The sequence below is a fragment of the Streptomyces sp. NPDC031474 genome (assembly GCF_055581185.1).
In genome coordinates this window covers 88,105-99,362 of the sequence record NZ_JBVIJX010000015.1, presented here as the reverse complement: position 1 = coordinate 99,362, position 11,258 = coordinate 88,105, and the positions used below count along the sequence as shown (strand labels likewise).

Below are 11,258 nucleotides of genomic sequence, written 5' to 3'. Positions count from 1 at the left end.
GCACGACGACCACGAGGACCGCGACGACCACGAGGACCGCGACGACCACGAGGACCGTGGGGACCGCAGGGAGACGGGCGGCGACGCGTCGTCGCGCGGCGTGGAGCGGGACGACCGCGAGTTCCTGTCCCTGGAGCGGGAGCTCACGGTGCTGCTGCGCCGCGCCCGCGCCAACCAGGGCGAGATGGCCCGCGAGGTCCACCCGGACCTGGAGTCCGCCGCCTACGGCCTCCTCGTCCGGCTGGAGGAGTGCGGCCGCCGGCGCGCCACGGAACTCGCCGCCTACATCGGCGTCGGCAAGGCCACCATGTCCCGCCAGCTGCGCGCCCTGGAGCAACTCGGCCTGATCGCCCGCGAGCCGGACCCCGCGGACGGCCGCGCCTGGCTGGTCGACCTCACCGAGGAGGGCCGCACCCGGGTCCGGCGGGTCCGCAACGCCCGCCGCGAGCGGTACGTCAGCCACTTCTCCGACTGGGACCGCGCAGAGGTCGGCGAGCTGGCCCGCCTGCTGCAGCAGCTGAACCGGGGCATGGAGAAGTGAGCCGGCGGCCGTAACCGCCTCACGGGAACTCCCACGCCTCGGCGTTCCCCGCCTCACAGCTCCACGCGCACCACCGTCGCGTCGTCATGCGTCTTCGCCCAGCCCAGGAAGGCCCGCCCGGCGCCGTCGTCCGCCCGCTCCAGCTCCCGGACCCGCTCCACCAGCGCCCCCGCACCCTCCTTGCGGAGGAGCGCGAACAGGGCCGCCCAGTCGCCCTCGCGGAAGAGCTCCGTCCAGCGGGTGGCCCCGTCCGACAGCGCGGCCAGGGCGTGCACCTCGGCGCGCGGCACGGTCACGGTCACCGCGCGGGCCGCCACCGCGGGATCGGCCGCGGCCGTGAAGAACCCGCCCTCCTTGTTGCGCAGCGTGCCGTCGACGACCTCGGCGCTGCTCAGCAGCGCGCGCGGCAGTCGCGCCAGCCGGTCGTCCTGGACGGCGGTCACCGTGCCGCCCGGCGACGCCAGCAGCAGCGTCGCGTCGCACAGGACCAGGCACTCGACCGTCTCCGGCGACCAGCGCGCCAGGGCCACTGTGGCCTGTGGGGTGCGTGGGTGAGAAAGGTCACAGGTTTCGGAATGGGCCCCAGCGGTACGTGCGATGGCGAGGGCGAGCGCCTCGGCCAGCGGAACATCCAGGAGTGAAACGGTCAGTTCGGTCAGCGCGCCGCCCAATCGCGCGGTGAACCAGGGGACCGAATGCAGACAGCCCGCGCCGCCCCGCGGCGGCGTCACTCCGTCCAGGAGGACGAGCGAACCGCCCTGTCCGGAGGCGGAAAGTCCGATACCCGCGAAGTCCTCGTTGGGGCGGGCCCGATCGCCGGCCTCCGACACAAGTTCCGTACGCATTCGGCCAGTCTGCACGACCCCTTCACAGCCTTCGCAAAAGGCTGGCATCGCGCGCCGAACAGCCGTACCGCCGCAGGTCAGACGCCTGCTTTGGGTAGGAATGAAGCACTCCGGGAAGGCGTGGCGGCGAATACTGTCAAAGCCCGCCGCCCACGTCCAACCGGCCTGCCGGGCAAGGCCCCTGCACACGCCAGAGGAACTTGCCCGCCAACTCCCCTCCGATGTTCACTCCTTCGGGTGGCGGGACAACCGATGCGCGACCCCTGCCCACCGGCACTGGGAGGGTCGGGAACCGTACCGGACGTACGCACCAGTTGACGGAGCGACACATCCGGCCCATGGAGCACGAGTCAGGAATGCGAGCACCGGTGCAGAAGACGCGGCCTCGGCGTACAGGCAGGCAGACGGCCTCCGAGGGGGGCGCGGAGCGCACCCCTGTCGGCAAGGGCCGCCCCACCCACGTACGCAACCGGCTGATCGTCGCGGTGGCCGTGGTGGCCGCCGCCGTCGCCGGGGCCGGCACCCCCTCGATCCTCGCCGCCTCCGGGCAGCTGAAGGACTCCCAGGACCTGGTCACCCTCGCCGAACAGACCCAGGACGCCGTCGCCCTCGCCCAGTCCCTGGCGGACGAACGCGACGAGGTCACCGCCTACGTCGCGGCCGGCCGCGCCAAGTCCAAGGCGCCCTCCACGCAGGGCAGCGCCCGCGTGGACCGGCAGACGCGCGAGCTGACCACCGGGACGGACGTCTCCGAAGCGCTGCGCAAGGCCCTCGCAGCCGTCCCCTCCGTACGGCAGTCGGCCCTCACCGGCAAGAGCACGGCGTTCCAGGCGCACCAGGCGTACTCCGAGGCCGTCGCCGCCCTCCACGTCCTCGTCGACCGGCTGGCCGAGCAGATGCCGCCGCGGGCCGGCTCCGGCGCATACGCCCTCGCCGAGCTCGACACGGCCGTCCAGCAGGCCTCCGCGGCCCGGGGACTGCTGCTCGCGGCGCTCAACGTGCCGACGACCACCGAGACCGACTACGACCCCGTCACCGGCCGGACGACCACCGAGAAGGTCTCCACCGAAGCCGACACCAAGCAGCGCGACGCCCTCACCGCCGCCGCGCAGCAGGCCCGGCTGCGCTCCGACGCGGCCCTCGCCGACTTCCGGGAGGGCGCGCCCCAGGAGGCGGTGTCCTCCTACGACTCCACCGTCACCGGCGGCGACGTCGACACGGCCGAGGCCTACCTCGCCTCCCTCACCGACCAGCCGACGCTGAGCGGCAAAGAACTCGACACCGGCGTCAAGAAGCTGGACGCCGCGCTCTCCGCCCGCGTCGACCTGATGCGCGGCGTCGAGTCCTCCCTGTACAACCACCGCACCGAGGACCTCGCCCAGCTCCGGGACGACGACGTCACCGACCTGGAGCTGCGGGTCACCCTCCTCGGGGCCCTGATGCTGCTGGCGGTCGTCGTCGCCACGGGCCTGGCCCGCAGCCTCACCCGCCCGCTGTCCGTGCTGCGCCGGGGATCGGCGCGGCTGGCCGAGGCCGAGAACCCGGCGGCCGAGGAACCGGTCCGGTTCACCGGCCGCAACGACGAGTTCGCCCAGGTCGTCCGCTCCGTCAACGCGCTGCACGAGCACGCCGTGGCCGTCCACGAGCGCGTCAGCACCCTGGAGTCCGACCGTAAGCACCTCGTCGGCCAGCGCCAGCGGATGGCCGACGCCCGCGAGGAACTGCGCGCCGAACTCGCCGACTCCGCGGCCAAGCTGGACGGCCTGCGCGACAGCATCAGCGGCACCTTCGTCAACCTCGCCCTGCGCACCCTCGGCCTCGTGGAGCGCCAACTCGCCGTCATCGAGGGCCTGGAGGAGCGCGAACAGGACCCGGACCGCCTGGCCACCCTCTTCAAGCTCGACCACTTCGCCACGGTCATGCGCCGCCACAGCGAGAACCTGCTGGTCCTGGCCGGCACGGAACACGTCCAGCAGCACGCGGGCGCGATCCCGCTGGTGGACGTGGTCCGCGCGGCGGTCAGCGAGATCGAGCGCTACGAGCGGGTCCGTATCTCGGCGCTGCCCCCGCACGCCCACGTGGCGGGCTTCGCCGCCGACGACCTCTCCCACCTCCTGGCCGAACTCATGGAGAACGCCACCTCGTTCTCCCCGCCCGACCTGCCCGTCGAGGTCTCCGGCTGGCTCCTGGAGAACGGCGAGGTCATGCTCTCCGTCCAGGACGAGGGCATCGGGATCACGGCCGACCGCCTGGAGCGGCTCAACGCCCGCCTCGCCGAGTTCGACCCGGAGACGCCGTACGACCAGGAGGGCGAGGACGGCCTCGGCCTCGGCCTGTACGTGGTGGCCCGGCTCGCCCACCGGCACGGGGTGCGGGTGCGGTTGCGCGAGCAGAAGCAGGGCGGGGTGGCGGCAGTCGTCGTCCTGCCTGCCCCGCTCCTCGCCGCCGCCCCCACCACCGCCATCCCGTCGACGGCCCCGGCCTCCGCCACCGCCCAGGCGTTCACCCTGCCCGGCGCGGACGCGGAGGCCAACTCCAATGTCCTGCCCGGCCGTTCGAAGCAGCCGGATCCCCTGGTCGCCCTGGCGGAACAGGCGGTACGCAGGTCGCAGACCCCGGTCGACACCCCGGTCGAGACCCTGGCCGAGACGACGATGGAACTGCTGCTGCCGTCCCCACCGGACGCAACGGCGGGGGAGCAGACCACTGCCACCCCCGAACCCGGAGCCTACGAACCCGGAGCCGCCGAACCCGGAGCCTACGAACCCGGAGCCCCCGAACCCGGAACCCCCGAACCAGGGGCCGCCGAACCCGCGGTCGTCGACGGCGAGAACGCCTCACAAGGGCCGTCCGCAGCCGGCGACGAAAGCAGTACGGCCGGTGCGTACGGGAACGAATCGGCCGATGGCGAAGCCGAGGCGGAACACGCGCGCGCCCCGGAGGACGCCCTCACCGACAAGGGCCTCCCCAAGCGCACCCCCAAGATCACGACACCCGCACACACCCCGCGCCAGCGGACCGGCTCCGTCGACGCGGACGCCCTCCGCCGCCGTCTGGGCGGCTTCCGCAGGGGTGCGGAGGCCGGCTACCGCGACGTGGAAGCGGAAATGGCAGAACGCACGGGCCAGAACACAGTTCCGGCGCCGCACACACCGCAAAGAGCTCAAGAAGCACACGCACACGCCGAAGAAGACACGGGGGGCACAGTCGAGGAGGCAAGCAGTTGACCGCGCCCAGTACCTTCGGACTGAGCAGTGAAGCCCGAAACCTGCACTGGCTGTTGACCAACCTCGTGGAGGAGGTACCCGGCATCCAGTCCGTCGCCGTCGTCTCCTCCGACGGCCTGCTCCTGCTCTCCTCGGACCCAGGCCGCAACGACGAGGCACGCCAGTCCCGCGAGATCAAACCCTCCGGCCCACGCGGCTCCTCCGCCGACCTCGCCACCATCGTCTCCGGCATCGGCAGCCTCACCGTCGGCGCCGCCAAGCTCATCGCCTTCGGTGGGGTCAAGCACACCATGGTCGCGATGGACGAGGGCAGCCTCTTCGTCATGTCGATCAGCGACGGCTCGCTCCTCGGCGTGCACGGCTCCGCCGACTGCGACATGAGCGTGGTGGCGTACCACATGGCCCTCTTCGTGGGCCGCGCCGGCCATGTCCTGACCCCGGAACTCCGCAGCGAGCTACGACAGTCCCTGGAGTCCACGACGACGGGGATCGTCCGATGAGCGCCGCCCCGCAGCAGCCCGCGGAACAGCAGTCCGCCAGGCAGCAACTCCCCGTCCGGGGCGGCGACCGCAAGCCGGCCCGCGTGCGCCCCTACTCGCTCACCGGCGGCCGCACCCGCTTCGGGCACGTCCTGCTGGTGGAGACCTTCGTGGCCGCCCTCGAAGCGCCCGAAGAGCGTAAAGAGCTGACGAATGGTTCCCTCAAGTCCACGGTCATGCCGGAACTGCGGGCCATCGTCGAACTGTGCCGCCGTATGCGCACGGTGGCGGAGATCGCCGCGCTGCTGAAGATGCCGCTCGGCGTGGTCCGGGTGCTCCTCAGCGACCTCGCGGACCAGGGAAAGATCCGTGTGTACGGCACCGGTACCGCTCACGGTACGGGCCGTCCCGACCGCGCTCTGCTGGAAAGGGTGCTGAGTGGACTCCGTCGTCTCTGACGCCGCTCGTGGCGTCTCCCCGTTCGTCGAGCCCGAGCCCGACGAGACGTTGCAGCCCTGGCAGACGGACCGCACCCGGGCCCCCATTGCCACCAAGATCGTGGTGGCGGGCGGCTTCGGCGTCGGCAAGACCACCCTCGTCGGCACCGTCTCGGAGATCGAGCCCCTCCAGACGGAGGCGCTGATGACCGAGGCCAGCGAGGAGACCGACGACCTCACCGGCACCCCGGAGAAGACCACCACCACGGTCGCCATGGACTACGGCCGCCTCACGCTCGACGACGACCTGGTGCTCTACCTGTTCGGCACGCCGGGCCAGCAGCGGTTCTGGTTCATGTGGGACGACCTGGTGCGCGGCGCGATCGGCGCCGTCGTCCTGGCCGACACCCGCCGCCTGAAGGACTGCTTCCCCGCGCTGGACTACTTCGAGAGCTGCGGACTGCCGTACGTCGTCGCCGTCAACCACTTCGACGGCAGCGAGCTGTTCGAGCCGGAGGACGTGCGGGAGGCGCTGACGATCCCCGCGCACATACCTGTCATGATCATGGATGCGCGGCGCCGGATCTCGGTGATCGAGACTCTGCTGGCCCTGGTGGGCCACGCGCTCGACGAAACCCCCGAGTAAGGCCCCTCAAGGAGAGTTCCCCGCATGCGGAAGATACTCGTCGTCGGAGCCGGCCAGTCCGGTCTCCAGCTCGCCCTCGGCCTCCAGTCGCACGGGTACGAGGTCACCCTGATGTCGAACCGGACCGCGGACGAGATCCGCTCCGGCCGGGTCATGTCGACACAGTGCATGTTCCACACCGCCCTGCAGCACGAGCGCGACCTCCAGCTGAACTTCTGGGAGCAGCAGGCCCCGAAGATCGGGGGCCTCGGCGTCTCGGTCGCCGCTCCCGGTTCGCACGACCCGGGCCCGACGCAGCGCGCGATCGACTGGCTCGGCCGGCTCGACGGGTACGCGCAGTCCGTCGACCAGCGGGTGAAGATGGCGGGCTGGATGGAGACGTTCGCCCAGCGCGGCGGCCAGCTCGTCATCCATGGCGCGGCGGTCTCCGACCTCGACTACTTCTCGCGCGCCTACGACCTCGTCCTGGTCTCGGCCGGCAAGGGCGAGCTCGTCCAGATGTTCGGCCGCGACGCCGAGCGCTCCCCGTACACCCAGCCGCAGCGCGCCCTCGCCGTCGCCTACGTCCACGGCCTGGGCCCGCGCCCGGAGCACCCGGACCTGGAGGCGGTCCGCTGCAACCTCGTGCCCGGCGTCGGCGAGCTCTTCGTCATGCCGACGCTCACCACCTCCGGCCGCGCCGACATCCTCTTCTGGGAGGGCATACCCGGCGGCCCGCTGGACGTCTTCAACGGCGTCAAGGACCCGGCGGAACACCTCTCCCTGACCCTGGAACTCATGGAGAAGTTCACGCCCTGGGAGTACGCGCGAGCCACCAAGGCCGAACTGACCGACGCCGGCGGCACGCTGTCCGGCCGCTACGCGCCCACCGTGCGCAACCCCGTCGGCCGGCTCCCCGGCGGCGGCCTGGTGCTCGGCGTCGCCGACGTCGTCGTGGCGAACGACCCGGTCACCGGTCAGGGCTCCAACTCGGCGTCCAAGTGCGCCGCCGCGTATCTCGCGTCGATCCTCGAGCAGGGGGAGAAGGAGTTCGACGAGGAGTGGATGCAGGCCACCTTCGACCGGTACTGGGAGACGGCTCAGCACGTCACCAAGTGGACCAACGCGATGCTGGCCCCGCCGCCGGAGCACATCGTCAACCTGCTGGGCGCGGCCGGGCAGCTGCCGCCCGTGGCTGATCGTTTCGCCAATGCCTTCAACGACCCGGCCGACTTCGAGAACTTCTTCTACGAGCCCGACAAGACGGCCGCCTACCTGACATCGGTCGCCGGAGCCTGACGAACCGGGGGCGGCTCCTAGCGGCCCAGCGGCTTCCCCTCCGGGTCCGGCCGTACGGCGCCGAGCACCGGCTGGGCCGCGATCGGGGTCACCTTGACCTTCTCGCCCGTCCTCGGCGCCTGGATCACCCTGCCCCCGCCCAGGTACATCGCCACGTGGCTGGCGTCGGGGAAGTAGATCACCAGGTCGCCGGGGCGCAGCTGCGTCAGCGGGATCCTCGTCAGCCGCGCCCACTGCTCCTCGCTGGTGCGGGGGATGGGCCTCCCGGCACGCCCCCAGGCCTCGGACGTTAGGCCCGAACAGTCGTACGACTTCGGGCCCTCGGCACCCCATTCATACGGCTTGCCGATCTGCCCCACGGCATACCGCACGGCCCGCTCCCCCTCCTCGGACGGCCTCCGCCCCACACCAACCACACCAAGCACACCGGCCGCACCGGATGTACCCGTCGCACCGGCCGCACCGAGCACACCGGGCGCACCCGGCGCACCGGCGGCTTCGGCCGTACCGGTGGCACCGGATGCGCCGAGCACACCGAAGGCACCGGCGGCACCGGGCGCACCGAGCACACCGAAGGCACCGGCGGCACCGGGCGCACCGGCGGCACCGGGCGCACCGGCGGCACCGGGCGAACCGGATGTACCGGGCGCACCGGTGGCCCCGGAGGCACCGGCTGCACCGGGCGTACCGGGCGCACCGGCGGCCCCGGGCGCACCGGGCGAACCGGCTGCGCCGGATGTACCGGTCGCACCGAGTGCACCAGGGGCACGGGGTGCACCGGACACATCGAGCGCACCGGAGACATCGAGCGCTCCGGCCGTACCGGCGGCACCGGCCGTACCGAATGCGCCGAGGGCGCCGGGTGCGCCGAGGGCGCCGGATGGCATGAGCTTTTGCTGGGCCTGGGCGGCGCTCTTCTTCTCCAGCTCGGCGAGGGCGGTGAGCTGCTCGGCCGTGAGGGAGGCGAGGAGTTTCTCGACGTCGTCGAGGCGCCGGCGGACGTCGTCCCGCTCCTTCTTCGCGCGCTCGGCGAGGGTGAGTTGGTCGTCGAGGGCGGCGCGGGCCTTGCGCGCCAGCCCGTCGGCCTTGCGTTCGCCGCTCTTCAGCCGCCCCACCGTCTTCGCCCGCTCGCGCGCCAGCCGGCCGATCACATGCTCTTGGTCGAGGGCGTGTTGCGGATCGCGGGCGAGCAACAGCCGTACGTAGGGGGAGATGCCGGTGCTGCCCTGGTACTGCTGGCGGGCCAGCCGTCCGGCCGCGCCCCGGCTGTCGTGCAGGGAGAGCCGGGCCTTGGCCAGAGCGGCGTCCAGCCGCGCGGTCTCGGCCCGCCGCCGCCCGAGCTGCTCGTCGGTGGCGTTGAAGGCCTCGGTGGCCCGCTCGACCTCCCGATACAGCCGCTGAAGCTCCACCAGCAGCTCGGCCGCGGTGCGCTCATCGGTTTCCGGCGTCTCCGCCTCGGCGGCCGGCGGTTCGTCCGGCTCCGGGGTCGGCGACGCGGTCACTGTCCGTTCGCCCGGCTCCGGTGGCTCCGGTACGGCCACGGCGAGTCCGGGGGCCAGGACGGTCTGTGCGGCGAACGCCGCCGTCGAGACCGTACAGGCCAGACGCAGCAGTCTTCCTGACACGTCATCACCTCCGCTGCGGGGTGGCCCCTCCATCCCGCAGGGTGAGCATCAGGCGTGCGCGCGCGACCCGCGCGCCGAGCGTGCGCGGTTCGGCGCAACGGGGTCACTCGTCGGCGTCGTCCCGTCGGCCGTCCGGCGTGGCGTCGGGCTTGGACCAGGGCCACCGTGGTCGGCCGCTCTTCTTCCCCTCGGGATCGAACTCGTACTTCCAGCCCTTAGGCAGTCCGAGCTTCTTGCTGTGGCCGCGGGGCACGCGCCGGTAGACCAGGACGGTCGGCGGGCCGCCGGCCGCGTCGGGGACGGGGATGCGGTACGTCTTCGGCGGCTGCCCGGTCGGGCCCAGCAGCACGGGCAGGACCCGGCCGTCCATGGGCCCGCCCTCAAAGGGGGTGTCTTCGCTCTTCACGCCACCAGTGTCGATCAGGTCTCCGCGGCCAGCGCACCCCGGATCACCTCGGCGGTCTGCGCGTCCCGCGCCGCGGTCACCGTGAGGACGGCGACGAACTGGTCCACCAGCCAGTCCCGCAGCTCGTCGGCGGGCGGCTGCTTGTCCTCGTCGAGCCAGATGAGGGAGGCCGCCTCCACCGCGGTGATCCACATCCGTACGGTCATCCGGAGCCGCGGGCCGGGATCGGCGACCCCCAGGTGGCTGTAGATGTGCTCGGCGGCGGCCCGTCGTACGCCGTCCACGATGGCCGTCGTCCGGGAGGTCTCGACGACGCTGCCGCCCTGGAGCAGGGCGCTGAAGCCGGCGTCGTGGCGGGCGACGAAGGTGAGGTAGCGGTCGAGGGCGCGGGCCAGGCGGGGGAGGAGGGGGCCCTGGCGGGGCTCGTCGAAGCAGTGGTTCAGTTCCTCGGCGGCGGAGCGCAGGGCGGCCTCGTAGAGCTGCTGCTTGCCGCCCGGGAAGTACCGGTAGACGAGCGGCCGGGACACCCCGGCGGCCTCCGCCACGTCGTCCAGCGAGACGTCCTCGGGGACGCGGTGCGCGAAGAGCGAGAGCGCGGCGTCGAGTAGCTGACTACGGCGCTCCTCGACGCTGAGGCGCCGGTAGGCGGGGGCGGCGGGGGTCATGATGTGCAGCGTAATCGCCCACCCCGGCCCCGCGCCCGCCGCCCGTCACGCTCCGGTCACGCCAGCAGCCCCGACGACCTCCACAGCCGTCGCCCGACCCCCCGGAGCACGCCGATGTCGTCCAGGAAGTCCGTCAGCCGCTTCGCTCCCGTCTGCATGATCTCCCTGCGGTGCCCGCTGGCCTGCACCTGCGCCATCGCCGCACGCCTGTCCAGGCCGACGTTCGTATAGACCTCGGGGTTCACGAAGGCGACGGAGAACACCCGGGCGAACTCGCCCGACGTGACCCTGGTGAACTCCTGCGACCACCTCGGCGCGGTCATCATCTGCCGGCGCAGCTCCTCGCGGGCGTACCGCACGTGCCGGGCCTCCTCCACGACGTGGATCCGGGTGACGCCCCTGATCAGCGGCTGGACCCGCTCGTCCGGGAAGGTCAGCCGCTGCATCCAGTCCAGGACCTCCTCGCCGAGCAGGGTCGCGGTGAAGGAGCCGGGGGTGGTGGAGATCGTCTTGAACAGCCGCCCCAGGTTCTGGTGGGCGCGGCTCACCGGGTACCAGGGGGTGCCACCGGACGAGATCAGCCGGGCGAACATCTTCGAGTGCCGGCACTCGTCCTCGATCTCGGTCAGCGCGTACCGGACGTGCGCGCTCGTCGCCGCCTTGTCGTAGATGTGCCGGACGAGCAGCTGCATGAGGATGATCTCGAACCAGATGCCGAGCGAGGCGAGCGCGGCGGCCTCGTGCTGCGACAGCAGGATCCGCTGCTCCTCGCTCATCCGCCGCCACATGGGCGTGTCGTACAGCGACACGAGCTCGGGCGGCCAGAACCACTTGCCCTCCTCGAAGGGGGCGTCCCAGTCCAGTTCCTTGTCCGGGTCGAAGGAGTGCCTGGCAGAGGACGCGAGCAGCCGCTCGGCCACCTGCTCCCGCCCCTTGAGCAGGCCCAGCGCGTCCCGCAGCCCGTCCAGCGCATCGGCATCGGTGAGGCTCGTCATGCCCTTATGAGACTGCCTGTCAGCAAGCTCGTCAATCCCCTGCGCGTCAACCGCACTGTCCGTGATCACTCGACAAAGGGGCGAATCGGCATATCCCGCTGGGTACGCTGACTG

The 11,258-nt window shown here is 72.0% G+C and carries 10 protein-coding genes and 2 pseudogenes; 6 read left to right on the top strand and 6 right to left on the bottom strand.

The features are described from left to right. The first annotated feature begins 100 nt into the window (after positions 1–100). Positions 101–541 (top strand): MarR family winged helix-turn-helix transcriptional regulator, encoded by a 441-nt coding sequence (locus ACZ5SK_RS30525; protein ID WP_334581171.1) that lies wholly within the window; start codon positions 101–103, stop codon positions 539–541. A gap of 53 nt (positions 542–594) precedes the next feature. On the opposite strand, the gene ACZ5SK_RS30520 is transcribed toward ACZ5SK_RS30525, so the two are convergent. After that, entirely contained in the window at positions 595–1,386 is a 792-nt protein-coding gene (locus tag ACZ5SK_RS30520; protein WP_334577311.1) for a hypothetical protein, read from the bottom strand. 356 nt (positions 1,387–1,742) lie between these two features. Between ACZ5SK_RS30520 and ACZ5SK_RS30515 the strand changes: the two genes are divergently transcribed. Genes ACZ5SK_RS30515 through ACZ5SK_RS30495 form a run of 5 tightly spaced genes read left to right on the top strand, consistent with a single transcriptional unit; the run spans position 1,743 to position 7,453 of the window. Continuing rightward, positions 1,743–4,613, top strand: a complete 2,871-nt coding sequence (locus ACZ5SK_RS30515; protein ID WP_334577310.1) for a sensor histidine kinase — start codon at positions 1,743–1,745, stop codon at positions 4,611–4,613. Next, positions 4,610–5,113, top strand: coding sequence for a roadblock/LC7 domain-containing protein (locus ACZ5SK_RS30510; protein WP_319676141.1), 504 nt, complete (start codon positions 4,610–4,612; stop codon positions 5,111–5,113). The genes ACZ5SK_RS30515 and ACZ5SK_RS30510 overlap by 4 nt, the downstream gene beginning before the upstream one ends. After that, positions 5,110–5,550, top strand: coding sequence for a DUF742 domain-containing protein (locus ACZ5SK_RS30505; RefSeq protein ID WP_334577309.1), 441 nt, complete (start codon positions 5,110–5,112; stop codon positions 5,548–5,550). Before ACZ5SK_RS30510 ends, ACZ5SK_RS30505 begins: the two co-directional genes overlap by 4 nt. After that, positions 5,531–6,175 carry a GTP-binding protein gene (locus ACZ5SK_RS30500; protein WP_079659673.1) on the top strand — a complete coding sequence of 215 codons (645 nt, stop codon included), beginning with the start codon at positions 5,531–5,533 and terminating at the stop codon, positions 6,173–6,175. Before ACZ5SK_RS30505 ends, ACZ5SK_RS30500 begins: the two co-directional genes overlap by 20 nt. Before the next feature lie 24 nt (positions 6,176–6,199). After that, positions 6,200–7,453, top strand: coding sequence for a styrene monooxygenase/indole monooxygenase family protein (locus tag ACZ5SK_RS30495; protein WP_334577308.1), 1,254 nt, complete (start codon positions 6,200–6,202; stop codon positions 7,451–7,453). Between the two features lie 17 nt (positions 7,454–7,470). Here the strand turns inward: ACZ5SK_RS30495 and ACZ5SK_RS30490 are convergent. The 5 genes and pseudogenes from ACZ5SK_RS30490 to ACZ5SK_RS30470 form a co-directional block, all read right to left on the bottom strand. Then, positions 7,471–7,854: pseudogene (locus ACZ5SK_RS30490) on the bottom strand (C40 family peptidase); the annotation flags it as partial. A gap of 465 nt (positions 7,855–8,319) precedes the next feature. Next, a pseudogene (locus tag ACZ5SK_RS30485) lies at positions 8,320–9,078 on the bottom strand (coiled-coil domain-containing protein); the annotation flags it as partial. A 103-nt stretch (positions 9,079–9,181) separates the two neighbouring features. Further along, positions 9,182–9,484 (bottom strand): hypothetical protein, encoded by a 303-nt coding sequence (locus ACZ5SK_RS30480; protein WP_334577307.1) that lies wholly within the window; start codon positions 9,482–9,484, stop codon positions 9,182–9,184. A gap of 14 nt (positions 9,485–9,498) precedes the next feature. Further along, the gene (locus ACZ5SK_RS30475; RefSeq protein ID WP_334577306.1) at positions 9,499–10,149 is read right to left on the bottom strand and encodes a TetR/AcrR family transcriptional regulator; all 651 of its coding nucleotides are present in this window, start codon (positions 10,147–10,149) and stop codon (positions 9,499–9,501) included. A 56-nt stretch (positions 10,150–10,205) separates the two neighbouring features. Continuing rightward, positions 10,206–11,144, bottom strand: a complete 939-nt coding sequence (locus ACZ5SK_RS30470; protein WP_334577305.1) for an AurF N-oxygenase family protein — start codon at positions 11,142–11,144, stop codon at positions 10,206–10,208. Between the last annotated feature and the right edge of the window lie 114 nt (positions 11,145–11,258).

Excerpts from the sequence above, each read along its gene's own strand:
- ACZ5SK_RS30505 (WP_334577309.1), top strand. The coding sequence starts at position 5,110 with ATGAGCGCCGCCCCGCAGCAGCCCGCGGAACAGCAGTCCGCCAGGCAG.
- ACZ5SK_RS30470 (WP_334577305.1), bottom strand. The coding sequence starts at position 11,144 with ATGACGAGCCTCACCGATGCCGATGCGCTGGACGGGCTGCGGGACGCG.
- ACZ5SK_RS30475 (WP_334577306.1), bottom strand. The coding sequence starts at position 10,149 with ATGACCCCCGCCGCCCCCGCCTACCGGCGCCTCAGCGTCGAGGAGCGC.
- ACZ5SK_RS30515 (WP_334577310.1), top strand. The coding sequence starts at position 1,743 with ATGCGAGCACCGGTGCAGAAGACGCGGCCTCGGCGTACAGGCAGGCAG.
- ACZ5SK_RS30495 (WP_334577308.1), top strand. The coding sequence starts at position 6,200 with ATGCGGAAGATACTCGTCGTCGGAGCCGGCCAGTCCGGTCTCCAGCTC.
- ACZ5SK_RS30520 (WP_334577311.1), bottom strand. The coding sequence starts at position 1,386 with ATGCGTACGGAACTTGTGTCGGAGGCCGGCGATCGGGCCCGCCCCAAC.